General features: G+C 69.0%; 23 protein-coding genes and 1 riboswitch. Of the genes, 14 read left to right on the forward strand and 9 right to left on the reverse strand.

The window, feature by feature from the left end:
• Positions 1–6: 6 nt before the first annotated feature.
• Together WKR98_RS09325 and WKR98_RS09330 are read right to left on the reverse strand one after the other, a co-directional pair.
• The gene (locus WKR98_RS09325; RefSeq protein ID WP_124687843.1) at positions 7–435 is read right to left on the reverse strand and encodes a VOC family protein; all 429 of its coding nucleotides are present in this window, start codon (positions 433–435) and stop codon (positions 7–9) included.
• A gap of 79 nt (positions 436–514) precedes the next feature.
• The gene (locus WKR98_RS09330) at positions 515–1,396 is read right to left on the reverse strand and encodes a LysR family transcriptional regulator (protein WP_341432712.1); all 882 of its coding nucleotides are present in this window, start codon (positions 1,394–1,396) and stop codon (positions 515–517) included.
• Positions 1,397–1,522: 126 nt separating this feature from the next.
• On the opposite strand from WKR98_RS09330, the gene WKR98_RS09335 reads away from it, so the two are divergent.
• Both WKR98_RS09335 and WKR98_RS09340 read left to right on the forward strand, forming a co-directional pair.
• Positions 1,523–1,945, forward strand: a complete 423-nt coding sequence (locus WKR98_RS09335) for a VOC family protein (protein ID WP_124687844.1) — start codon at positions 1,523–1,525, stop codon at positions 1,943–1,945.
• A gap of 132 nt (positions 1,946–2,077) precedes the next feature.
• Complete coding sequence (locus WKR98_RS09340) at positions 2,078–2,446, forward strand: DUF423 domain-containing protein (protein WP_124687845.1); 369 nt, start codon at positions 2,078–2,080, stop codon at positions 2,444–2,446.
• Positions 2,447–2,585: 139 nt separating this feature from the next.
• Here the strand turns inward: WKR98_RS09340 and WKR98_RS09345 are convergent, their stop codons facing one another.
• Positions 2,586–3,149 carry an NADPH-dependent FMN reductase gene (locus WKR98_RS09345; RefSeq protein ID WP_341432713.1) on the reverse strand — a complete coding sequence of 188 codons (564 nt, stop codon included), beginning with the start codon at positions 3,147–3,149 and terminating at the stop codon, positions 2,586–2,588.
• Between the two features lie 151 nt (positions 3,150–3,300).
• On the opposite strand from WKR98_RS09345, the gene WKR98_RS09350 reads away from it, so the two are divergent.
• Complete coding sequence (locus WKR98_RS09350) at positions 3,301–4,173, forward strand: endonuclease/exonuclease/phosphatase family protein (RefSeq protein ID WP_124687847.1); 873 nt, start codon at positions 3,301–3,303, stop codon at positions 4,171–4,173.
• On the opposite strand, the gene WKR98_RS09355 is transcribed toward WKR98_RS09350, so the two are convergent.
• Positions 4,165–5,517: an MFS transporter gene (locus tag WKR98_RS09355; protein WP_341432714.1), complete on the reverse strand. Its 1,353-nt coding sequence runs from the start codon at positions 5,515–5,517 to the stop codon at positions 4,165–4,167. The two genes, WKR98_RS09350 and WKR98_RS09355, sit on opposite strands and share 9 nt — an antisense overlap.
• 38 nt (positions 5,518–5,555) lie before the next feature.
• The gene (locus tag WKR98_RS09360; RefSeq protein WP_341432715.1) at positions 5,556–6,335 is read right to left on the reverse strand and encodes a M15 family metallopeptidase; all 780 of its coding nucleotides are present in this window, start codon (positions 6,333–6,335) and stop codon (positions 5,556–5,558) included.
• Positions 6,336–6,407: 72 nt separating this feature from the next.
• Positions 6,408–6,574, forward strand: a riboswitch (yybP-ykoY riboswitch).
• 17 nt (positions 6,575–6,591) lie between these two features.
• On the opposite strand from WKR98_RS09360, the gene WKR98_RS09365 reads away from it, so the two are divergent.
• From WKR98_RS09365 to WKR98_RS09385, 5 genes are all read left to right on the forward strand, one after another.
• Positions 6,592–7,152: a TMEM165/GDT1 family protein gene (locus WKR98_RS09365; protein WP_124687850.1), complete on the forward strand. Its 561-nt coding sequence runs from the start codon at positions 6,592–6,594 to the stop codon at positions 7,150–7,152.
• 58 nt (positions 7,153–7,210) lie between these two features.
• On the forward strand, positions 7,211–9,205 hold the full coding sequence (locus WKR98_RS09370; RefSeq protein WP_445936078.1) for a bifunctional metallophosphatase/5'-nucleotidase: 1,995 nt from the start codon (positions 7,211–7,213) through the stop codon (positions 9,203–9,205).
• A 138-nt stretch (positions 9,206–9,343) separates the two neighbouring features.
• Complete coding sequence (locus tag WKR98_RS09375; protein WP_341432716.1) at positions 9,344–11,749, forward strand: 3-hydroxyacyl-CoA dehydrogenase/enoyl-CoA hydratase family protein; 2,406 nt, start codon at positions 9,344–9,346, stop codon at positions 11,747–11,749.
• Between the two features lie 141 nt (positions 11,750–11,890).
• Entirely contained in the window at positions 11,891–13,090 is a 1,200-nt protein-coding gene (locus WKR98_RS09380; protein WP_124687853.1) for an acetyl-CoA C-acyltransferase, read from the forward strand.
• Between the two features lie 66 nt (positions 13,091–13,156).
• Positions 13,157–13,573, forward strand: coding sequence for a putative signal transducing protein (locus WKR98_RS09385; RefSeq protein WP_124687854.1), 417 nt, complete (start codon positions 13,157–13,159; stop codon positions 13,571–13,573).
• Positions 13,574–13,584: 11 nt separating this feature from the next.
• Here WKR98_RS09385 and WKR98_RS09390 read toward each other — a convergent pair whose 3' ends face one another.
• Positions 13,585–14,076, reverse strand: coding sequence for a MarR family winged helix-turn-helix transcriptional regulator (locus WKR98_RS09390; protein ID WP_161567694.1), 492 nt, complete (start codon positions 14,074–14,076; stop codon positions 13,585–13,587).
• 144 nt (positions 14,077–14,220) lie between these two features.
• Between WKR98_RS09390 and WKR98_RS09395 the strand changes: the two genes are divergently transcribed.
• From WKR98_RS09395 to WKR98_RS09415, 5 genes are read left to right on the forward strand one after another with little or no spacing between them, the layout of a single operon-like run.
• On the forward strand, positions 14,221–15,651 hold the full coding sequence (locus WKR98_RS09395; RefSeq protein WP_341432717.1) for a sulfatase-like hydrolase/transferase: 1,431 nt from the start codon (positions 14,221–14,223) through the stop codon (positions 15,649–15,651).
• Positions 15,652–15,710: 59 nt separating this feature from the next.
• Entirely contained in the window at positions 15,711–16,679 is a 969-nt protein-coding gene (locus WKR98_RS09400; RefSeq protein WP_341432718.1) for a Bug family tripartite tricarboxylate transporter substrate binding protein, read from the forward strand.
• A gap of 3 nt (positions 16,680–16,682) precedes the next feature.
• Positions 16,683–17,057, forward strand: a complete 375-nt coding sequence (locus tag WKR98_RS09405) for a 4a-hydroxytetrahydrobiopterin dehydratase (protein WP_370282780.1) — start codon at positions 16,683–16,685, stop codon at positions 17,055–17,057.
• Between the two features lie 9 nt (positions 17,058–17,066).
• Complete coding sequence (gene phhA / locus WKR98_RS09410; protein ID WP_124687859.1) at positions 17,067–17,957, forward strand: phenylalanine 4-monooxygenase; 891 nt, start codon at positions 17,067–17,069, stop codon at positions 17,955–17,957.
• A 1-nt stretch (position 17,958) separates the two neighbouring features.
• A complete protein-coding gene (locus WKR98_RS09415; protein WP_341432719.1) occupies positions 17,959–18,666 on the forward strand; it encodes an SDR family NAD(P)-dependent oxidoreductase in 708 nt (235 codons plus the stop codon).
• Between the two features lie 7 nt (positions 18,667–18,673).
• Here the strand turns inward: WKR98_RS09415 and WKR98_RS09420 are convergent, their stop codons facing one another.
• From WKR98_RS09420 to WKR98_RS09430, 3 genes are all read right to left on the reverse strand, one after another.
• Complete coding sequence (locus WKR98_RS09420; protein WP_341432720.1) at positions 18,674–19,609, reverse strand: TIGR03571 family LLM class oxidoreductase; 936 nt, start codon at positions 19,607–19,609, stop codon at positions 18,674–18,676.
• Positions 19,610–19,616: 7 nt separating this feature from the next.
• Positions 19,617–20,306 carry a substrate-binding domain-containing protein gene (locus WKR98_RS09425; protein ID WP_341432721.1) on the reverse strand — a complete coding sequence of 230 codons (690 nt, stop codon included), beginning with the start codon at positions 20,304–20,306 and terminating at the stop codon, positions 19,617–19,619.
• A gap of 99 nt (positions 20,307–20,405) precedes the next feature.
• Positions 20,406–20,759, reverse strand: a complete 354-nt coding sequence (locus WKR98_RS09430; protein WP_124687863.1) for a VOC family protein — start codon at positions 20,757–20,759, stop codon at positions 20,406–20,408.
• Positions 20,760–20,926: 167 nt separating this feature from the next.
• Between WKR98_RS09430 and WKR98_RS09435 the strand changes: the two genes are divergently transcribed.
• Positions 20,927–22,171, forward strand: coding sequence for a DUF445 domain-containing protein (locus WKR98_RS09435; protein WP_341433840.1), 1,245 nt, complete (start codon positions 20,927–20,929; stop codon positions 22,169–22,171).
• The last annotated feature ends 5 nt before the right edge of the window (positions 22,172–22,176 follow it).

A 22,176-nucleotide genomic window follows, 5' to 3' on the forward strand; every position in this document is an offset into this window, starting at 1 on the left:
GAAGGGCTACGGAGGATTCAGCTCCGAGTCCTGCCACGGGTCGTAGCTGCCGAAGTGCCAGACGTAGCCTTCGGGATCCGCGAGCGTATAGCCCTTGCCGCCGTAGTCCTCCTCCTGGATCGGGCGAACGATGCGGGCGCCGGCCTTGATGGCGGTGGCATAGTGCGCCTCGGGATCGGCGACGACGACGTAGGGCGTCTGGGTCTGCCGGCCGCCGATGTCGGCTGGCAGGGCGGTCAGCTGGCGCATGAGTTCGCTCGTCCCGGAGCCCAGCATGATCATGCCGTCTCCCAGGGTGAGTTGCGCGTGCGCGATCGTATTGCCATCGCCCGGCACCACCAGGTGCTGGGCGAAGCCGAAGGCCTGGCAGAGCCAGTCGATGGCGGCGGGGGCGTCGCGATAGACCAGGCAGGGCATGATGGAGGTGCGTGTCATGAACGGTCTCCTGGAGCGGGGAAACGGGGGGCGTACGAAAACCGTAGCATGGCGTCCGTGGGGCGAACAAGGCGCCGCGTCAGGCCCGCGTTTCCAGCTCGACCGCCTGTTCCCGCATGTTCTCGATCAGTGCTGCCAGCACGGCTTCGTTGGCGTCGCGTGGATGCGCGACCACGCCGATCTCGCGGAAGAAGGGCGGACCGGGCAGCTCGATGATGCGCACCCGCCGGTCGGCGGCCGCGTCCACCAGCGTGCCGGGGATGACGGCACAGCCCAGCCCCTCGCGGACCATGCGCAGGATGACGGCCGGTTCGTCCAGTTCCATGAACTCGTCCACGCCGCTCGAGAGGCGGCGCAGGAACTGGTCCACCAGATGCCCGCCATGCGACTTGCGGTTGTAGCGGATGAACGGCAGCGCCGCCGCCACCGCCTGCCAGTCGCCCCGGGTCCCGCGAGGGGCGATGCCGACGTAGCGCTCGCGCATCAGCGTCGTCCACTTCAGGTGGCGCGGCAGGTTCAGGTTGGGCTTGATCAGCACGGCCAGGTCCAGTGCCTGCTCGTCCACCTGCGCCAGGAGTTGCGAGGACATGCCCGGCACCACGTTGACGTGCACGGCGGGCAGGGTCTGCCGGAAGCGCCGCAGCGCACCGGGCAGCAGCCCGGTCTGCGCCGTGGAGATCGCGCCCACCATGATCGCCACTGGCGCCGGCTGCCGGCTGGCGCCGCGCATGGCCTGGTAGCGCTGCACGATGTGCTCGGCCTCGGGCAGCAGCTGGCGTCCGCGCTCGCTCAGGCGGACCGACTTGCCCGCCCGCTCGAACAGCAGGCAGCCCAGGTCTTCCTCCAAGCGCTTGATCTGGGTGCTGACGGCCGACTGGGTCAGCCCCAGGCGCGCACCGGCGGCCGAAAAGGACGAGTCGCGGGCGGCGGCCAAGAAGGTTTGCAGGTAGCGGATCACCATGGGGGCGGCGCGGAACTAATAGAAAAAATCGATATCAAGGCCGGGAAATTTTCGTTTCGTATGGGAAGTTTCGTTCAATACAATCATAGCCCGGGCCCGGATGGCGGGCCTGCACCGGAGTTCCTCATGGCTGGCATCCCCCTTTTCCACCTGGCTTTCCCCGTCGACGATCTGGCGCAGGCGCGGGCCTTCTATGGCGACCTGCTCGGCTGTCCCGAGGGCCGCAGTTCCGACGCCTGGGTCGACTTCAACTTCCATGGCCACCAGATCGTGGCCCATCTGTCGCCCGGTGAAGCGGGCACGCGCCATACCAGCGCGGTCGACGGCGACGACGTTCCCGTGCGCCACTTCGGCGCCATCCTGCCCATGGACGAATGGGAGGCCCTGGCCGAGAAGCTGCGCCAGGCCGGCACCCGGTTCGTGATCGAACCCCATGTCCGTTTCAAGGGCGAGGTGGGTGAACAGGCTACTATGTTCTTTTTGGATCCTTCGGGCAACGCGCTCGAATTCAAGGCATTTGGCGATCTCGGCCAGGTGTTCGCGAAGTAGCCGGCAGGCGGCGCGACCCAGGCCCGACCGGTTTTTCGTCGCCGGGCCGCCCCTGGATGAAAAACGCCCCCTTGGGGGGGCAGCGCCGCCGCGAAGCGGCAAGCGTGGGGGCATTTTTCAAGGAAGCGCTGCATGTTGTTATCTTCTCGAGTCTTGCTGGGGTGTGCCGCACCGATGGGCGCCGCCGGCGTCATGCTGGCCGCCATGGCCACGCACCTGGCGGGCGGTGGCATCCTGTCCACCGCCGCGCTGTTCCTGCTGCTCCATGCCGCCGCCATCACCGGCCTGGCCGCCGTGGTGCCCCACGTCCAGCGCGGCCGCACCGCCCTGATCGGCGCCGCAGCCCTCATCATCGCCGGCACGCTGCTGTTCTCTGTCGACCTGGCCCTGCGCCAGCTGGCCGGCATGAAACTGCTGGGCGGCACCGCCCCCTTCGGCGGCGGCGCCATGATCGTAGGCTGGCTGGGCGTAGCCGTCGCCGCCCTCATGCCCAACCGCTGACCCCCCTGTCGTTAGCAGGACGCCGCGGATCCGGCTTTGCCGGTCCGCCAGCGTCGCCCCCTCGAGGGGGCGCCCGAAGGGTGTACGGGGTGGGCTTCCCTTCCGGTCCGCCAGTGCCGCCTCCTCGAGGGGGCGCCCCTCAGCGCGTAGGGGCGGGAAACTTCTCCACCCAGGCCACGTAGCGATCCACGAAGCCCTGGATGAACTTGGCGCTGGCTTCGTTGGTGATCTTGCCCTCGGCGTCCACCAGCCCACCCGTGTACTGCACGAAGATGCTGGGCTGAGGCAGCACGGGCACATCCAGCGCCGACAGCACCATGCGCAGGTGTTCCTGAGCCAGCGCGGTGCCGACCTGGCCGGGCGAGGCGCCCATGATGCCGGCGGGCGTGCCCGGCCACGAACTCTTGCCCCAGGGGCGCGAGCCCCAGTCCAGCGCGTTCTTGAGCACGCCGGAGTACGACCGGTTGTATTCCGGCGTGAAGAACAGCAGGCCGTCCGCGGATTCCACCTGCTGCTTGAACGTGACGACGGACGCCGGCAGGGCGGTATCGAGATCCTGGTTGTACAGGGGCAGATCGCCGATGGCGATTTCCTCGGTCTGGAAGTGTGACGGCAACAGCTTCGTCACCGCTTTTGCCAGCTGGCGGTTGAACGATTCCTTGCGGAGACTGCCGATGATCACGCCGATCTTGTAGGTGCTCATGAAGATTCCCGGATCTGGATGCGAAAAAGGGGATGCCGGAGCGCGGTGGCCACGCATGGCGGCCGGCCGCTCCGGAACGGGGGAACTGCCGATTCATGATAGCGCAGCGAATCCACTAGAATGAATCCCTTGTCACCCCTTGATGCTCACGATGTCTGTCGTTCGTATCGTCAGCTACAACATTCACAAGGGCATGTCCGCCCTGGGCAAGCGCGAGTCCGTGCAGGAACTGCGCCTTGGCCTGCACGGGTTGCGCGCGGATCTGGCTTTTCTCCAGGAAGTCCAGGGCCGCAACGACAGGTCCGGTACCTTGCACGAGCAGCACGAGATGCTGGCCGCGGCGCTGCGGCTGGAGGCCGCCTACGGGCGCAACGCCGTCTACCGGCACACCGACCACGGCAATGCGCTGCTGTCACGCTTTCCCATCCTGTCGCACCAGAACCAGGACATCTCCGATCACCGCATGGAGCAGCGCGGCCTGCTGCACGCGCGCGTGGGCATAGGCGGACACGAGGTGCATTGCTTCGTGGTCCATCTCGGGCTGTTCGCGGGCAGCCGCTCGCGCCAAGTCGGGGCGCTGGTGTCGCGCATCGAAGAGGTCGTGCCGGCTTCGGCCCCCATCCTGATCGCGGGCGACTTCAACGACTGGACCAACGTGTTGTCGGACATCCTGGTCGAACGCCTGGGCCTGCACGAGGTATTCGCGACCGCGCCACGGGGCAATAACGTGGAGCTTCCGCGCCTGCGCGATTCGGTCCGCATGCTGGGCCGCGTGCTGCGGGGCGGAGAGGCCTCGCCCTGGCGGCTGCGGGCAGGGTTCCAGGGGCCGCCCAAGCTGGGCCTGGGCAACGAGTTGATGGCGCCGCGCCCGCCCCGCACCTTCCCCGCCATCTTTCCGTGGCTGAGGCTGGACCGGATCTACCAGCGAGGTTTTTCGGTCAGGCAGGCCAGCGTGCTGTACGGCCGGCCCTGGACGCGCCTGTCCGACCACGCGCCGCTGCTGGCTGAACTCGAACTACCCTGACAGCTGCGTGCCGGGCCGGGCCGCGCTGACCGCGGAGGCCGCGGCCAGGAACACGGCGGCCAGCACGAGGCCGGTGGTGGGGCCATGCGAGGACGCTGCGGTGAAGGCCAGCGCCACCAGCGCCGCGCCCAGGGCCATGCCGAACTGGCGCGCGGTGGCCTGCAGTCCGCCGGCGCCGCCGCTGCGATGGCGCGGCGCCGCGGTCAGCATGACGCGGTTGTTGGGCGTCTGGAACATGCCGAAGCCCGTGCCGCAGACCACCATGCAGGCCATGATCCAGCCGTTGGGCGTGCCGGCGGGCAGCAGCGAGATGATGACGAGTCCGCCGGCAACCAGGCCGGCGCCTATCGAGCACAGGATCGAGGGCGCGACGGATTCCGACAGGCGCCCGGCCAAGGGCGCCGCGATGGCCACCGCCAGCGGCCAGGGCACCATCATCATGCCCATTTCCAGCTGGCTGCGGCCCAGGGTCTGCTGGAAGTAGAAGGGTAGCGAGATGTAGGAGATGGTCTGGCCCGAGAACGCGCAGACCGAGGCGCAGACCGAGAACGCGAACGGGCGGATGCGCAGCAGGTCGAGTGGCAGCAGCGGCGTCGCCTGGGTCAGTTCGCGCCGGACCAGCGCCAGTCCGCTGATCGCGCCGCAGGCCAGCAGCGCGAGCGCCGTCTTGAAGTCGTGCAGCAGCCGGTCCACGCCCACCACGATCAGGCCGAAGGTCAGGCCGCTAAGCGTGGCGCTGAGCGCATCGAAAGGGCGCTTGGCGAGTTCGGTCTCGGGCAGCATGCGGCTGCCGATGGACAGGATGAACAGGCCGATGGGAAGGTTGACCGCGAACAGCCAGGGCCACGAGGCGACCGACAGGATCAGCGAACCTATCATCGGTCCGGCGGCGGACGAGGTCGCGACGACCAGCGCGTTATAGCCGATGGCCCGGCCGAACTGTTTCTGCGAATAGATGAAGCGCAGCAGCGCCGGCGTGACGCTCATGACGGCCGCCGCGCCCAGGCCCTGGAACACGCGGAAGGAAATGAGCATCGTGAACGACTGCGACATCGCGCAGCCCGCCGAGGCGATCGTGAAAGCCGTCAGGCCCATGCCGAACACCCGCCGGTAGCCCAGGATCTCGCCCAGCGACGAGAAGGGCAGCAGGGCGACGACGATCGCGAGCTGGTAGGTGTTGACGATCCAGACGGCCTGCGCCGGGGACACGCCCAGGTCCCGCGCGATGGACGGCAGCGCGACGTTGGTGATGGTGGTTTCCAGGACGGTCATCGCCATCGCCAGCATCGTGGCTGCCAGGGCCCAGTACTTGCGCGGCGGGGTGAGTCCGTCCAGGGGATGCATCTTCTTGTTGTGCGTGCGCCGTGCGCGCGGCGCGCGGGTCAGCGTACGGGGAAATTGAAATAGGTGTCCGGATACGGTTCTTCGTCCAGAGTGTAGTGCCACCACTCTTCGGGCAGGTTGCGAAAACCGTGCCTGGCCATGAGTTCCTTGAGGAACCGGCGATTGTGTCGGACAGCCTCGGGTAAATCAGGATTGTCTGTATGCGACTTTACATCAAAAAGGTCGAAGGGAGTTCCCATGTCGACCTCGCCGCCGGCCAGCAGCGGCCCGCGGATGGGCAGGGCCGGGGCGGTTTCAGGCTCCAGCGCCGCCAGCGTCAGGTCTACCGTGCTGCCCCGGCTGTGGCCGGACCGCTCGGCGATATAGCCCAGTTCGAGCAGCGCGGCCTTGTCCACGCCGGGGAAGTATTCGGCCTTGGTCTTCTGGTCGGCGGTGTCGCGCGTCCAGGCCACGAAATCGGTCACCGCGCGCTGGGGCCGGTAGCAATCGAAGATCTTGAGCGTCAGGCCCTGGGGCCGGACCTCGCGCTGCACGGCCAGCAGGCGCCGCGCGGCGGGCTCGGTCAGGATGCAGGTGGGGGCGTCGTAGCCCGCCGCCGGCCGGCCCATGAAATTGGCGCTGCCGTGATAGCGGATGTCCAGCCGCACGGTCTGGGCGACGTCGGTCAGGTGGACGAAGCCGACGGGAATGGGAAGCGGGTCTTCCTGGGCGTGGGCGACCGGCGAGAGCAGCGCCGCGGCGGCGAGACAGGCGCCGGTGGCCTGCGCCAGCGAGCCGGCCGGGCTCCGGCCGTCCTGGTCGGAGGAGCGGTTCTTCATTCGGGCATTCCATCTTGAAGCAGCGCATATTATGCGGCGTACGGCGCGCGGCGGGCCAGTTGCGCTATACTTGCGCCCGTCATTGGGGAGTAGCCTCCTTGCCTTCGGGTGCAAGGGCCTGCGTCAACACACTTGCCTACGGGCATGGCGCAGGCGGTCCAGGACTTGGCAAGACCTTTGATCGTGCAGCTTCCGGTGGGCCGGGGCTGTTGCACGATCATTCGGTCAACCGTCCGGCCCGGAGCGCGTATCAAACATGGAAGCCTTCCTCGTCTCGACCGGCATCGTGGCCCTGGCCGAGATCGGCGACAAGACCCAACTGCTCGCCCTGTTCCTGGCTGCCCGCTGGCGGCGGCCCTGGCCCATCATCCTGGGCATCTTCACCGCGACCATCGTCAATCACGCCCTGGCCGGCGCCGTCGGCGCATGGCTGACGCAGGTCATCGGCCCCGACGCGCTGCGCTGGATACTGGGCGTGTCCTTCATCGCCATGGCGGCCTGGATGCTCGTTCCCGACAAGCTCGATGAAGCCGAGACCGGCAAGCTCAGGCTGGGCGTGTTCGGCACCACGGTGGTGGCGTTCTTCCTGGCGGAAATGGGCGACAAGACGCAGGTCGCGACCGTTGCGCTGGTCGCGCAGTTCCAGGCCTACTACGCCGTGGTGGCCGGCACCACCCTGGGCATGTTGATCGCCAACGTGCCGGCCGTGCTGCTGGGCGACAAGCTGGCCCATCGGCTGCCCGTGCGATTGGTGCACGGCATCGCGGCGCTGATCTTCGCCTGTCTGGGGTTGGCGGCATTGCTCGGCCTGTTCTAGGCGCACCGTGGCCGCGAATGCGGCTACGATGGCGATCAACCGCCGAGGGATGGGTTTCATGCAAGCTCCACGACCGTTTCATGACAGATCGCCCATCCCCTGGCTCGGACTGGCAGCGCTGCTGCTGGCGGCGGGATGTGCGCCGATGGGCGGCAAGGCTCCCGCTCCCGCCGGTTCGGCGCCGCGGCCGTTGGCTCTGACCATCCTGCACATCAACGATCACCATTCGCACCTGGATGCCACGCGGGCCACCCTGCGGTTGAAGACGGCCGACGGGTCGCGCCAGGCCGTGGCGGTATCGGCCGGCGGTTTTCCCCGGGTCAAGGCGGCGATCGACGAACTGGCCGCGCGGTCGCCTCATGTGTTGAAGCTGCACGCGGGCGACGCCCTGACCGGCACGCCCTATTTCACCCGCGCAGGCGAGATGAGCGAACCCGATGCCGCCATGATGAACACGGTGTGCTTCGATGCGTTCGCGCTCGGCAATCACGAGTTCGACAAGGGCGACAGCAGCCTGAAGCGCTTCATCGACCTGCTGCACGCGGGCCACTGCAAGACGCCTGTGCTGAGCGCCAACGTCCGCTTCGCCGCCGCTTCGGCGCTGCATCCCTCGCGCGCGCCGGACGTGGTGTCGCCGTCCACGGTCATCGTGCGCGACAGCCAGCGGATAGGCATCGTCGGCCTGACGATCGCCGCCAAGACCCAGGCTTCTTCCCGGCCGGACAGGGGGACGGTGTTCGAGGACGAGGCGGTGGCAGCCCAGCGCGAGATCGATGCGCTGCGCGGGCAGGGCATCGACAAGATCATCCTGCTCAGTCACACGGGCTATGGCTACGACAAGCAGATCGTCGCCCGGCTCGATGGCGTGGACGTGCTGGTGGGCGGGGATTCGCATAGCCTGCTGGGCCCCGATTCGATGGCTGGCACGTACGCGATGGGCGCGACGCCCGCTGGCCCCTATCCCACGCGTACGACCGACAAGCTGGGCAAGCCGGTGTGCCTGGTCCAGGCCTGGGAGTATGGCCGGGTGGTGGGGGAGTTGAACGTGGAGTTCGATGCCCGCGGCGAGGTCAGCAGGTGCGAAGGCACGCCCCATGTCCTGATCGGCGACGATTTCACCATCGGCGGCGCGGCGGTGGGGGCGCCGGACCGGGAGGCGATCCTGGCCGACGTGCGGGCCAGCGGTTTCCTGGCGGTCGTGGCACCCGACTCCGCGGCGGCGCGGCGGCTCCAGCCGTTCAAGCTGCGGGTGGATGCGTTCGACAAGACCGTCGTCGCGCAGGCGCCCGATGAGCTCTGCTCGCGCCGCGTCCCGGGCGGCTCGCCCACGCGGACCGCCGGCTGGAACGACTACGGCCGCTCCAACGCGGCCTGCAACGCGCTGGGCGACGTGACCCGGCGCGGCGGCGACATCCAGCAACTGGTGGCGCAGGCCTTCCTGGAAATCGCGCAGCAGGCCTACGGTGGCGCCGACCTGACGCTGCAGAGCGGAGGCGGCGTGCGGGTGCCTTTGCACGGCGACATCACCGCGGGCCGCGCGATCGAGGTGGTGCCCTTCGGCAACCCGATGTATCGCCTGGAGGTGACCGCGACGGAAATCAGGAATCTGCTGGAGGACGGAATCGAGGCGACCTATGGCGGTACCGGCGCCACGGGGCCCTATCCCTACACCGGCGGGCTGCGCTGGGACGTGGATGCGACCCGGCCCAAGGGCAGCCGCATCGCCAACATCGAACTGCGCGACAGCGTCACGGGGGCCTGGGCGCCGCTGGATCTGGGCAATGCCACCCGCACCTACAAGCTGTTCGTGCTGAGCTTCAACGCCAGCGGCGGCGACGGCTATGGCACGCTGGCGGCGGTGCCGGCATCGCGGCGAATGGACGTGGGCGCGCTGGATGCCGACGTGTTCCTGGAGTACATCACGGCGCAGCCCAAGGGAGCGAATGGCCTGCCGCAGTTGCGCAAGCTGGAACCGGCTCTCTATAGCACCAAGTCCCATCGAGATGTGTGGACCCCCCCTGCGTCCCCCAGGGCTTATAGCCTCAGGAGGTAGACTATGGGGGTAGGCAGTTGCCGCGATGATGCGTGGTGGCTGCGCGCGTCCTTAGTTCCGAATCGTCCGTGCGCGGCCGCTGCCGTGCATGCCCTAGATGGGGCCGGCCGCTCCGGCCCGTTTATCGCCAGGAAGACCATGTCGAATTTCCTCGTTCGCAAAGTCGCAGTGCTGGGTGCCGGAGTCATGGGCGCCCAGATTGCCGCGCACTGCGTCAATGCCAAGGTGCCGGTGGTGTTGTTCGACCTGCCCGCCAAGGAAGGCCCCAAGAACGGCATCGTGCAGAAGGCCATCGACAATCTGCGCAAGCTCAGCCCCGCCCCGCTGGCCGTGCCGGAACTGGCATCGCTGATCGAGCCCGCCAACTACGAAGACGACCTGGCCAAGCTCAAGGAATGCGACCTCGTGATCGAGGCCATCGCCGAACGCATGGACTGGAAGCACGACCTGTATGCCAAGGTCGCCTCGGCGATCGGTCCGCAAGCCATCTTCGCCACCAATACCTCCGGGCTGTCGATCACCGAGCTGTCCAAGGGCATGGCTCCCGCGCTGCTGCCGCGTTTCTGCGGCGTGCATTTCTTCAATCCGCCCCGCTACATGCACCTGGTGGAGCTGATTCCCACCGCGCATACCCAGCCCGCCATCCTGGACCATCTCGAGGCCTTCCTGACCACGGTGCTGGGCAAGGGCGTGGTGCGGGCCAAGGACACCCCCAACTTCATCGGCAACCGCGTGGGCGTGTTCGGGCTGCTGTCCGCCATGATCGAGGCCGAACGCTTCGGGCTGACCTACGACGTGGTGGATGACCTGACCGGCGCCAAGCTGGGGCGCGCCAGATCGGGTACCTTCCGCACCGGAGACGTGGTCGGCCTTGACACGCTGGCGCATGTCATCAAGACCATGGAGGACTACCTGCCCGACGATCCGTTCGCCGCGCACTACGGCACGCCGCCGGTGCTGGCCGGGCTGATCAAGCAGGGCGCGCTGGGGCAGAAGACCGGCGCGGGGTTCTTCCGCAAGCAGGGCAAGGCTATCCTGCGGCTGGATCCGGCCAAGGGCGAGTATGTGCCGGCCGAGGGCAAGGCCGACGACGCGGTCGCGCGCATCCTGAAGAACAAGGACGCCGGGCAGCGCCTGCAGGCGCTGCGCGACAGCGAGCATCCGCAGGCACAGTTCCTGTGGGCCATCCTGCGCGACACCTTCCAGTACATCGCCGTGCACCTGGCCGACATCGCCGGTACCGCGCGCGACGTGGATTTCGCCATGCGCTGGGGCTTCGGCCATGGCGTCGGGCCGTTCGAGCTGTGGCAGCAGGCGGGCTGGCTGCAAGTCGCGCAGTGGGTGCAAGCCGACATCGCCGCCGGCAAGACGCTGTCCAGCGCGCCGCTGCCGGCCTGGGTGACCAGCGGCCCGGTGGCCGAGCGCGGCGGCGTGCACACCCCGGAAGGGTCGTGGAATCCGGTGGCGGGCAGGTTCGAGCCGCGTTCCGGCCTGCCGGTCTATGCGCGCCAGATCTTCCGCGCGCCGCTGGCGGGCGAGGGCATCGTGCCGCTGGCGACCGGCAAGACCGTTTTCGAGGACGAGGCCGTGCGCCTGTGGACGCTGGACCGCAGCGGCATGGACGACGTGCTGATCGCCTCGTTCAAGACCAAGATGCACACCATCAGCCCCGCCGTGACGCTGGGGCTGCTGCGCGCCGTCGACCTGGCCGAGGAAAGCTATCGCGGGCTGGTGGTCTGGAATCCGGGCGAGCCGTTCTCGGCTGGCGCCGACCTGCAGGCCATCGTGCCGTTGTTCATGAGCGGCGGCGTGCAGGCCGTTGCGCCCGAGGAAGAGCGCCTGCAGCAGCTGATGCTGCGGCTGCGCTACGCCCAGGTGCCCACGGTGGCCGCGCTGGCGGGCATGGCGCTGGGCGGCGGCTGCGAGCTGTCGGTGTATTGCGCGCGCCGCGTCGCGCATATCGAGACCTATCTGGGCCTGGTCGAGGTGGGCGTGGGCCTGATCCCGGGTGGTGGCGGCCTGACCTACCTGGCCCGGCGTGCGGCGCAGGAGCGGGCGCTGGCGCCGGACATGCCGCTGATGGCCTTCCTGAAGAAGTATGCCTTCCAGGCCGCCACGGCGCAGGTCTCCAAGTCCGCGGTCGAGGCCCGGCGCATGGGTTATCTGCTGGACGACGACCCCATCGTCTTCAACGTGCACGAGGTGCTGTACGCCGCCATCCGCGAAGCGCAGTCGCTGCACGACACGGGCTGGCGCGCGCCGTGGAAGGAACCCTTCGCGGCCGCCGGCAGCGAGGGCATCGCCATGCTGAGCGCGCAACTGGTGAACATGCGCGACGGCGGCTTCATCTCGGACTACGACTACCGCCTGGGCCATGCCATTGCCGAGATCCTGTGCGGCGGCGAGATCGAGGCCGGATCGCTGGTGGACGAGCAATGGATCATGGCGCTGGAGCGCCAGACGTTCATGTCGCTGCTGGGCGAACCCAAGACGCAGGAGCGCCTGATGGGCATGATGCAGACCGGCAAGCCTATAAGGAATTGACCCCCCCTACGCGCTGACGCGCGCCCCCCAGGGGGCGATGCGGGTGGACCGGCGGAGCCGGATCCACCGCATCCTGGGTGGGGCGGGGATGTGGAATAACGGGGCGCCATTGCGCTACCAATAGGATTGAAGGAGATGGGGATGTCACGTCAGGTTCAGGATGCGTATGTCGTTGCCGCGTCGCGGACGCCTATCGGGAAGGCGCCGCGGGGGGCGTTGCGGACGGTGCGGCCGGATGATTTGTTGATCCATGCGCTGCGCGCGGCGCTGGCGCAGGTGCCGGGGCTGGATCCGCGGCGCATCCAGGATGCGATCATCGGCTGCGCGATGCCCGAGGGCGCGCAGGGGATGAACGTGGCCAGGATTTCGACCCTGCTTGCCGGCCTGCCGCAAGTCGTGGGCGGCGTCACGGTCAACCGTTTCTGCGCATCGGGGCTGACCGCCGTGGCGATGGCCGCCGACCGGATCCGCGTGGGCGAGGCCGACGTGATGATCGCCGGCGGCACCGAGTCGATGAGCATGGTGCCGATGATGGGCGTCAATCCGTCGCTGAACCCGCGGGTGTTCGAGGGCGACGAGAACATCGGCATCGCCTACGGCATGGGCCTGACCGCCGAGAAGGTGGCCGCCCAGTGGAAGGTGTCGCGGGAAGACCAGGACGCGTTCGCGCTGGCCTCGCACCAGAAGGCCCTGGCCGCCCAGCAGGCGGGCGAGTTCAAGGACGAGATCGCGCCCATCGAGGTGGTGACGCGCTTTCCCGACCTGGAGGCGGAGAAGGTGGCGGTGCGCAAGCGCATGATGTCGCTGGACGAGGGACCGCGCGCCGACACCAGCGCCGAGGCGCTGGGCCGCCTGCGGCCGGTGTTCGCGGCCAAGGGCAGCGTGACCGCGGGCAACAGTTCCCAGACCTCGGACGGCGCGGGGGCGCTGGTGCTGGTGTCCGAGAAGGCGCTGAAGGAATTCAACCTGGTGCCGCTGGCACGTTTCGTGACCGCGACGGTGCGGGGCGTGCCGCCCGAGATCATGGGCATCGGTCCCAAGGAAGCGGTGCCCGCCGCGCTGCGGCAGGCCGGCCTGTCGCTGGCGGATCTCGACTGGATCGAGCTCAACGAGGCGTTCGCCGCGCAGTCGCTGGCGGTGATCCGGGACCTGGGCCTGGATCCGTCCAAGGTCAATCCCATGGGCGGCGCCATAGCCCTGGGCCACCCGTTGGGGGCGACTGGCGCGATCCGTGCCTCCACCGTGGTGCATGCGCTGCGGCGCAGGAACCTGAAGTACGGCATGGTCACGATGTGCGTGGGCACGGGCATGGGCGCCGCGGGGATCTTCGAGCGAGTCTAGCGCAGGACGAGGCGCGGCGTTTCCCTTCCCGGGGGCGGCGCCGCGTGGCGACGGGAGGGACGTGAAATGGCCGAGTTCGTCACCCTGGAAGTCCATACCAACCCTTGGGATGCCCACATCACGCGCGGGCTGCTGGAAAGCGAAGGGATCCCGGTGCTGCTGCAGAACGAGCACCAGGTATGGGCCAACTGGCCCTTTTCGCTGGCCCTGGGCGGCGTGCAGGTGCAGGTTCCCGCATCGTCGCTGTCGCGCGCGCAGGCCGTGCTGGCGCGCCGCAACAGCGGGGAATATCAGCAGGAAGTGTTCGATCAGCCCATCGCCGCGCGGTGCGAGGCCTGCGGCGGCGCGCGGTTCGCGCGCGACGTGAACTGGCCGCAGGTGGCGCTGGCGCTGGTGACGCTGTGCTGGAGCAGCGTCATCTTTCCGCCCCGCCGGGGACCCATGAAGTGCATGGATTGCGGGACGCCGGCCGGCGAGGCCTGAACCGCGCCCGCCTACTGGCCCTTCACGCGATCGGCGTTCTCCTGCATCCGGCGCAGAAGTCCCAGCAAGCGCTCCACGTCGTCCCCGTCGAATCCTTCCAGCATCCTGGCCTGCCTGTCCATGGCCTGGGCGATCAGCGCCTGGCTGGTCTGCCGGCCCCGCGGCGTCACGCTGAAAATGGTGCGGCGAGCATCGGCGGGGTCGGGGATCGAGCTGACCAGTCCCGCCTGCGCCAGCTTGGCCAGCGTGCGGCTGACCCAGGCCTTGTCGATGTGCATGACCTGGCACAGCGGCGTGACGCCCATGTCGCCGCGCGTGGCCAGTACCACCAGGCAGCGGTACTCGGGCAGGGTAAGGCCGGCCACTTCCTGCGCATCCCGTTCGGCCAGGCCGCCCAGGCTGGATGACAGGCGGAAGATGACGAAGCCCAGCAGCGAGGTCAATTCGAAATCGACCGGCGCGGGCCCGCGCCGGCGGGACGAGGATCGGGAGGGGGCGGTCATGGGCATGGGCCGGGATGAGAGTAGGACGGACAGGCGCCATGTTGACAGATGCGCGCGCCGGCCGCCAATTTGTTGTCAAAACATCATTGACAACACAACAAAAAGCGCGCATCGTCTCTCCCGCACCGTTCAACGATCCGCTTCATGGCTTCCAATCTCCTGATCATCCTGTCGGACGAACACAGCCCCGGCGTCATGGGCTGCGCCGGCCATGGCGAGGTGTCGACCCCGCACCTGGACGCGCTGGCCGCGTCCGGCACGCGCTTCGCCAACGCGGTGTGCGCCAGCCCCATCTGTGTGCCGACCCGCGCCGCGCTGGCTACCGGGCGGGCCGTGCACGAGGCGGGGTATTGGGACAACGTCGACGCCTACGACGGCGCGGTGCCCGGCTGGCACCACGTGCTGCGCCAGCGCGGGCACGAGGTGGTGTCCATCGGCAAGCTCCATTACCGCGGCGCGCCGGGCGACGACTACGGTTTTTCCGAGAGCCTGCTGCCCATGCACATCCATGGCGGCCGGGGCGAGGTCAAGATGCTGCTGCGCAATCCGCCCGCCTCGCTGGGCGATGGCGCGAACATGCTGGCCTCGGCGCGCGCGGGCGAGTCGGACTACAACCGCTACGACGATCGCATCTGCGAGACGGCGGTCGAGTGGCTGCGGCGCAAGGCGGCGTCGCCCGCCCCGGACAAGCCCTGGGTGCTGATGGTGTCGCTGGTCGCGCCGCATTTTCCGCTGACCGTGCCGGCGCCCTTCTTCGACCGCTACGCCGGGCAGCCGCTGCGCTTGCCCAAGGCCTACCGGTTCGGCATCGACGACGAGGCCCATCCCTTCATCCGGCAATATGCGCGCGAGACCGGCTACAACGTCCATTTCCGCGACGAGTCGGACGTCAGGCGGGCGCTGGCCGGCTACTACGGCCTGGTCAGCTTCCTGGACGCCAAGGTCGGCGCGCTGCTCCAGGCGCTGAAGGCCGGCGGGCTGGACGACCGCACCCGCGTCATGTACTTGAGCGACCACGGCGACAACGTGGGCGCCCGGGGGCTGTGGGGCAAGAGCACCATGTACGCCGAATCGGCGGGCATACCGATGATCCTGTCCGGGGCGGGCATCGCGGCCGGGCGCGTCGAGCATACGCCCGTGGGCCAGACCGACGTCTACGACACGGTGCTGGACGCGGTGGGCGTGCCGGCCGATGCCGGACGGATATCGCCATCGGCCCGTTCGCTGTTGCGGGACCTGCCCGCCGGCCGCGCGGTGCTGTCCGAATACCATACCGTCGGCTCGCGCGCCGGTGTCTTCATGCTGCGCGATGCTCATACCAAGTACGTCCATTACTGCGACCATCCGCCCCAGTTGTTCGACCTGGACGACGATCCGGGCGAACTGCGAGACATCGCCGCGCAATCGCCGGGACGGGTGCAAGCCTGGCGCGAGCGCCTGGCCGAATTCTGCGATCCCGACGAGGTCGACCGCCGCGCCAAGGCCCGGCAGGCCGAACTGATCCGGCGCCATGGCGGAGACGCGGCGATCCGGGCGGGAGCGGGCATAGGGGGGTACACGCCGGTTTCGGCGTGAAGTGAATGTTTTGTGGCGCCTGGCGCCGCGTGATCGACAGAACAGGCAGGAGACATGACATGAAGTATCCCAAAGTCCTACGCGGATTGTTCGCGGCCATGCTGGCCGTCGCGGCCGGCACGGCGCAGGCGCAGCCGGCCGGCGTGCGCGTGCTGGTGGGCTATCCCGCCGGCGGGGCGCCCGATGCCGTGGCGCGTGTGTTCGCCGAGCACCTGCGGCAGGTATCCGGTGTGTCGGTGGTGGTGGAGAATCGCGCCGGCGCGACCGGCAAGCTGGCCATCGACGCCGTGCAGGCGGCGCCCGCCGACGGCCAGACGCTGATGGTGATGCCGGCCAGTTCGCTGCTGCTGACGCCCATGGTGCTGAAGTCCGCCAACTACGATGCCGTCCGGGATTTCGCACCGGTGTCGGCGCTGGCCGAATATGGCTTCGGCGTGGCGCTGGGGCCCGCCGCGCAGGGCGCCACCCTGGCGGAATTCATGGCCTGGGCCAAGAGCCATGCCGACCAGGCCAACTATGCGACCCCCGGCCTGGGCACGCCGCAGCACTTCCTGGGCGCGGAACTGGCCAAGCAGGCCGGCACGCCGCTTACGCACGTGCCCTACCGCGGGGGCGCCAATGCCGTCACCGACGTGCTGGGTGGGCAGGTCGCGGCGCTGATCACGACCGAGCAACTGCTCGTGCCCTACCACGCCCAGGGCAAGCTGCGCCCGGTGCTGATCACTTCGCCGCAGCGCAATGCCAAGCTGCCCGGCGTGCCGACCGCGCGCGAAGCGGGCTTGCCGCAGCTCGAGGCGGTCGATTGGTTCGGCCTGTTCGTCAAGGCGGGAACGCCGGCCGATCGGTTGGCGGAGTGGCAGGCGCGGGCCGATGCGGTAATGGCCAGCCTGGCCTACCGCAAGGCGATCGCCGACCTGGGCTACGCCTTGCCGGCCCGGCCCACGGCCGGGCTCGGGCCCAGGTTGGAGCGCGAGCGGGGGCAGTGGAGCGACCGGATGCGGGTTTCCGGTTTCAAGGCAACGGAATAAGATTTGCTGGGGAGAGCAGGCCGCGCGGATAGCCGGGGCGCGGCTGGCGGTGCGATCTCCCGGCGCGAGGAGCAGGCCATGCAGAAGTTGAGTGCGCAGGACATCGAGCAGGCGATGGCGCGGTTGCCCGAATGGCAACTGGACACGCAGCGGGGCGCCATCCGGCGCCGGTTCCAGTTCGAGGATTTCAGCCAGGCTTTCGCGTTCATGACGCGCATCGCCCTGTACGCGGAAAAGAACGATCACCATCCCGAGTGGTCCAACGTCTACAACCGGGTGGACGTCACGCTGACCACCCATGACGCGAACGGCCTGACGCAGCGCGACATCGACCTGGCGCGCCATGCCGACGAAGCCGCGCGGGCCCACTCCAGGTAAGAGGCCAGGATGAAGCAGCCATCCACCGCGCCCAAGCACGGTCTGGCCGCCGGCGACGGGAGCCGGCCGGAACGGGCGGACTGGACCGTCGACCAGGGCTGGGAACATTACACCCAGGAAGAACACGCGGTCTGGAAATTCCTGTTCGAACGGCAGTCCAGGCTGGTGCCGGGCCGCGCCTGCCGCGAATTCGAGGCGGGCATGCGCGACCTGCCCATAGGCGCGGACCAGATTCCCGATTTCCGGCGCCTGAGCGAGGTGCTGTCCCGGCGCACCGGCTGGCAGGTCGTGGCCGTGCCCGGCCTGGTGCCCGACGACGTGTTCTTCGAGCATCTGGCCAACCGGCGCTTTCCCGCCGGGCAGTTCATCCGCCGCGCCGACCAGCTCGACTACCTGGAAGAGCCCGACGTCTTCCACGATGTCTTCGGTCACGTGCCCATGCTGATGAATCCCATCCTGGCGGATTTCGTGCAGGCCTACGGCGAAGGCGGGCTGCGGGCCCAGCGCATGGGCGTCCTGCCCAACCTGGCGCGGGTGTACTGGTACACCGTGGAGTTCGGCCTGGTGCAGCAGGCCGAGGGCCTGCGCATCTATGGCTCGGGCATCATCTCGTCGTACGCGGAAAGCCTGTTCGCGCTGGACGACCCCTCGCCCAACCGGGTCCGCTTCGAACTGGAGCGCGTGATGCGGACGCACTATCGCATCGACGATTTCCAGGAGACCTATTTCGTGCTGCACGACCTGGAAGAACTGCTGGAGCTCGCGCGGGTCGATTTCGCGCCCATCTACCAGCGCATCCGCCAGCAGTCCGAACTGGAGCCCGGCATCCTGCTGCCGGAAGACGACATCATGACCCGGGGCATCGGCACCTACCATGCCGCGCGGGCGCAAGGGAACTGAGATGGCATCGACACACACGGGCCGGCGTACGGTGATGGTTACCGGCGCGGCCGGAACGCTGGGCGGCGCTGTTGCCGCGGCCTTCGCCGCCGAAGGCGCCAACCTGGTGCTGCTGGACCGCCGCGAGGCGCGGCCGCTGGCGGGGCTGGATGCGGCTTCGTGCCTGGCCCTGGCGGTGGACCTGCTGGACGCCGGCCAGGTCGAGGACGCCGCGGGCCGCGCGCGCGACCGCTACGGCGCGATCGACGTGCTGTGCAACATCGCGGGCGGTTTCCGCATGGGCGAGGCCGTGCACGAGACCAGCGATGCCACCTGGGATTTCCTGCTGGACCTGAACGCCCGCAGCATCATCCATACCGCGCGCGCCGTCGTGCCCGGCATGGTGGAGCGGGGCGAAGGCCGGATCGTCAACGTCGCCGCCCATGCCGCCCAGCGCGGGGTGGCCGGCATGGGCGCTTATTGCGCCTCGAAAAGCGCGGTCATGCGGCTGACCGAATCGATGGCCGCGGAGCTGCGCGAACGGGGCGTGAACGTCAATGGCGTCATGCCCACCATCATCGACACGCCGGAGAACCGGCGCGACATGCCGGATGCCGATCCCGCGCGCTGGGTGGCGCCGGCCGACCTGGCCGAAGTGATCCGCTTCCTGGCCTCGCCGGCGGCGCGCGCCATCCATGGCGCGGTGGTGCCGGTGACGGGCCTGTCCTGAGCGCTGTTCAGGACAATTCGGCGTTCAGCGGGGCCAGTTCGGCGATGACGTCCGGCAGCGGCCGGGCACCCGCGGGCAGGTTCAGGCTGACGTGATGCGTGCCGGCCTCGCGCATGCGCGCGAGGATGCCGGCCAGCGCCCGCACGCCGGTGCGGTAGCCCAGTTCGATGGTTTCGGCGGGCGCATCGGGGCGGTCCAGCAGTTCCACGCGCATGGCGACGCCGAAGGCGCGGAACTGGCCGGGCGCGGCGCGCGCCACCGCCTGGCGCCACATGGCGTGGCGGCCGCGCTGGACCTCCGGCGGGCGGTGGTAGGTGGTCCAGCCCACCGCATGGCGGGCGATCCAGTCCAGGCTCTGGCCGGCCGAGCCGACGGCCAGCATGGGCACGGGGGTAGCGGGGTGTGGCCGCAGGCTGAAGGCCACGGGCGGGTCGTCCTGCAAATCGGGCACGACGCGCGGCGGAGTGTCCAGCGCGGCCGACAACTGTTCCCAGCGAGCCCGGAAATCCTCGCGCCGGGTGGCGGAGTCCCGGCCGAACGCCAGGTATTCGGGCGGGCGGTCGCCCGATCCCAGTCCCAGCACGAAGCGCCCCGGCGCCAGCGCGGCGACCGAGACGGCGCCCTTGGCGACGTGCAGCGGATGGCGCAGCGTCATCACGATGGCGCCGGTCACGAGGTGGATGCGCCGGGTTCGCCCCGCCAGGGCGCCCAGCCATGTCCAGGGATCGAGATGGCCGATGGCTTCGGGATAGCCCGGATGGTTCAGCGGCACGTCGCGCACCCAGAGCGCGGCGAAGTCCGCCGCCTCGGCCTGTGCCGCGAGTTCCAGCTGGCGGGGGAAATCGACTTCGCGCTGGCCGGCATGTTCGGCGGCGTCGACCCAGGGCAGGGCCAGGCCCAGCGTCAGCCGGTCGGCCCGGAACAGGGGCGCTGCCGCGCTCATGGCCGCCCTATAGGGGTTCCATGCCGTTCTTGCGCTTGATCCCCGCGGCCTCGGCGCTGGCCATGAAGGCCAGCAGCTTGCGTACGGTGTCCGGCTGGGCGGACGTGGCCGCCACGCCGGCGGAGAACGTGGTCATGATCTGCAGGCCGGGAGGCAGGGGCCCCACGATGTCGATGCCCGGCACGTTCATCATCTCGCTCAGTTGCTGGAAGCCGAGATCGACTTCGCCCTTGGCGATCAGGGTGCCCACCGGGACGCCCGGCTGGGACTGGACGGTGCGGTCCTTGATCTGGTCGGCGATGCCCCAGCGCTCGAACAGCTTGGACAGGTAGACGCCGCTGGGGCCGGTGGAGTAGCCGATCGTGCCTCCATCCAGCACGGCCTGCTTGACCGCGGCCTCGGAGCCGAGGTCCGGCCGCGGCGCGCCGGCGCGCACGGCCACGTAGACGCCCGACTCGACCAGGTCCACGCGGCTGCCCGCCACGATGTGCCCGGCTTCGGTCATCTGGTCGATGACGTTGGCGGCCAGCACGATGGCGTCGAAGGCCTCGCCGGACTGCACGCGCCGGGCGGCATCGACGCCGCCGACCGACTCCACCAGGACGTCCTGGGCCTGCGCCTGGGGGTACTGGGCGACGAGATCGGCAAGCAGCTGCTTGGTTGCCATCGAGGAAAGGATGTGGATCTGGGATGCCATGGTTTGCTTCCTGTGAGTCGGCGGCCGGCACGGCCCTGCCCGCAGATTAGAACATAGGGGCGTTGGGCGACGAGGCGCCGCTCTTGCGCGAAAGGCCACTCACGAGCGATGCATCAGGATGTTGACCAGGTTGCCGAACGGATCGCGCACGTAGAAGCGCCGCACGCCCCAGGCTTCGTCGCAAGGTCCGTAGACGATCTCGGCCCCGTGCGCGCGGGCGCGCGCCAGCACTTCGTCCACATCGTCGACCTCGATGGACAGGGCCGGCACGGGCGTGCCCGAACCTCCCTCGCTGGCCACGCTGACCTGCGGTGTCTGGCTGCCGCCGGACGCGAAGGTCATGAGCCAGCCGTGGTCCATGACCACGTCCAGGCCCAGCAGCCTGCCGTAGAACTCCCGCGCGAGGGCAGGGTCGGGGGTGGTGAGGTTGGCGACGATGCGGCGAACGGTCATGGCGGTCGAGCTCCGGAAGCGAATCGTGACCGGAGATTTTATCGCCCGCGATGCCCGCGGCTGGAAGCGCGCGCCGCCCGTGGGTAAAGTGGAGGCTTGTCCATGCAAGCCTCGCCGTCTTGAATTCCGCTCCATCCGCCGATCCCCGCCTGGTCCGCCTGCGCCGCATGAAGCTGGGCGCGCTGGGGCTGCTTGCCGCGTCGCTGGCGGGCTTCGGGCTTAGCCATGCCATGGGCGGACAAGGCGCCTGGGCCTGGGTGCGGGCCTTCTGCGAGGCCGCCACGGTCGGCGCGCTGGCCGACTGGTTCGCCGTGGTGGCGCTGTTCAAGCGGCCCATGGGCCTGCCGATTCCCCATACCGCCATCGTTCCCGCCAACCAGGCGCGCCTGGGGGACAATCTGGCCGTGTTCGTGCGCGACCATTTCCTGGCGCCGGATGCCCTGCTGGCAAGACTCCAGGTGTTCGATCCCGCGGGCAGGCTGGGCGCATGGCTGAGCGAGCCGGCCCAGGCGCGCATGGCGGCGGGCATGGCGCGCACCTGGCTGTCCCAGGCGCTGGACCTGCTGGACGAGCGGGCCGTGCGCGAGGCCATCCAGTCCTTCGTCGTCGCGCGCCTGCGCGCCTGGGATGCGGGGGCGACGGCGGGCGAAGTGCTGGGATTGCTGACGCGCGACGGCCGCCACCATCAACTGCTGGACGAGGCCCTGCGGCGCCTGGGAGGCTACCTGGACGACGAGACCGTCAAGGAGCGAGTGTCGCACCTGATGGTGAAATACGCCCGCAAGGAATGGCCCAAGATTGTCGGGACCGTGAATCTGGTGAAGCCGGTCGACCGCATCGCGGACAATCTGGCGGATCGATTGGCCCGCGCGCTGCTGGACGAGCTGCACGAAGTCTTGTCGCGGCCGGAGCATCCGTTGCGCCAGGATTACGAGGCCTGGGTGGCGGACTACGTGGCGCGCCTGCGCGACGATGCGCAACTGCGCGAACAGATCGACGGCATCAAGGCAAGGCTGATCGATCATCCGTCGGTGCAGGAGTACGTGCAGGGCCTGTGGGTCGAGATCCACGCCGCCCTGCGCCGCAACCTGGACAGTCAGGACTCGCCGCTGGCCCGGCACCTGGAGCGGAGCCTGTCGGGGCTGGGGCGCCAGCTGGCCGCCAATCCGGCCTTGCGCGAGGCGATCAACGAGCACGTCATGACCGGCGCGCGCAGCCTGGCGGGCCGCCTGCGCGAGGGCGTCACCGAGCACATCGCGCAGACCGTCAAGGGGTGGGACGAAGGGCGGCTGGTGCAGGCGCTGGAGCTGAGCGTGGGGCCCGACCTGCAATACATCCGCTACAACGGCACGCTGGTGGGCGGACTGATCGGGATCGCGCTGCACGCGCTGGTGCTCGCTTTCGGCGGCTGAGCGGC

The sequence above is a fragment of the Pigmentiphaga sp. YJ18 genome (assembly GCF_038066655.1).
Lineage (GTDB): Bacteria > Pseudomonadota > Gammaproteobacteria > Burkholderiales > Burkholderiaceae_B > Pigmentiphaga.

Coding starts and splice junctions, on each gene's coding strand:
- WKR98_RS09325 (WP_124687843.1), bottom strand. CDS start 435: ATGACACGCACCTCCATCATGCCCTGCCTGGTCTATCGCGACGCCCCC.
- WKR98_RS09330 (WP_341432712.1), bottom strand. CDS start 1,396: ATGGTGATCCGCTACCTGCAAACCTTCTTGGCCGCCGCCCGCGACTCG.
- WKR98_RS09335 (WP_124687844.1), top strand. CDS start 1,523: ATGGCTGGCATCCCCCTTTTCCACCTGGCTTTCCCCGTCGACGATCTG.
- WKR98_RS09340 (WP_124687845.1), top strand. CDS start 2,078: ATGTTGTTATCTTCTCGAGTCTTGCTGGGGTGTGCCGCACCGATGGGC.
- WKR98_RS09345 (WP_341432713.1), bottom strand. CDS start 3,149: ATGAGCACCTACAAGATCGGCGTGATCATCGGCAGTCTCCGCAAGGAA.
- WKR98_RS09350 (WP_124687847.1), top strand. CDS start 3,301: ATGTCTGTCGTTCGTATCGTCAGCTACAACATTCACAAGGGCATGTCC.
- WKR98_RS09355 (WP_341432714.1), bottom strand. CDS start 5,517: ATGCATCCCCTGGACGGACTCACCCCGCCGCGCAAGTACTGGGCCCTG.
- WKR98_RS09360 (WP_341432715.1), bottom strand. CDS start 6,335: ATGAAGAACCGCTCCTCCGACCAGGACGGCCGGAGCCCGGCCGGCTCG.
- WKR98_RS09365 (WP_124687850.1), top strand. CDS start 6,592: ATGGAAGCCTTCCTCGTCTCGACCGGCATCGTGGCCCTGGCCGAGATC.
- WKR98_RS09370 (WP_445936078.1), top strand. CDS start 7,211: ATGCAAGCTCCACGACCGTTTCATGACAGATCGCCCATCCCCTGGCTC.
- WKR98_RS09375 (WP_341432716.1), top strand. CDS start 9,344: ATGTCGAATTTCCTCGTTCGCAAAGTCGCAGTGCTGGGTGCCGGAGTC.
- WKR98_RS09380 (WP_124687853.1), top strand. CDS start 11,891: ATGTCACGTCAGGTTCAGGATGCGTATGTCGTTGCCGCGTCGCGGACG.
- WKR98_RS09385 (WP_124687854.1), top strand. CDS start 13,157: ATGGCCGAGTTCGTCACCCTGGAAGTCCATACCAACCCTTGGGATGCC.
- WKR98_RS09390 (WP_161567694.1), bottom strand. CDS start 14,076: ATGACCGCCCCCTCCCGATCCTCGTCCCGCCGGCGCGGGCCCGCGCCG.
- WKR98_RS09395 (WP_341432717.1), top strand. CDS start 14,221: ATGGCTTCCAATCTCCTGATCATCCTGTCGGACGAACACAGCCCCGGC.
- WKR98_RS09400 (WP_341432718.1), top strand. CDS start 15,711: ATGAAGTATCCCAAAGTCCTACGCGGATTGTTCGCGGCCATGCTGGCC.
- phhA (WP_124687859.1), top strand. CDS start 17,067: ATGAAGCAGCCATCCACCGCGCCCAAGCACGGTCTGGCCGCCGGCGAC.
- WKR98_RS09415 (WP_341432719.1), top strand. CDS start 17,959: ATGGCATCGACACACACGGGCCGGCGTACGGTGATGGTTACCGGCGCG.
- WKR98_RS09420 (WP_341432720.1), bottom strand. CDS start 19,609: ATGAGCGCGGCAGCGCCCCTGTTCCGGGCCGACCGGCTGACGCTGGGC.
- WKR98_RS09425 (WP_341432721.1), bottom strand. CDS start 20,306: ATGGCATCCCAGATCCACATCCTTTCCTCGATGGCAACCAAGCAGCTG.
- WKR98_RS09430 (WP_124687863.1), bottom strand. CDS start 20,759: ATGACCGTTCGCCGCATCGTCGCCAACCTCACCACCCCCGACCCTGCC.
- WKR98_RS09435 (WP_341433840.1), top strand. CDS start 20,927: ATGAAGCTGGGCGCGCTGGGGCTGCTTGCCGCGTCGCTGGCGGGCTTC.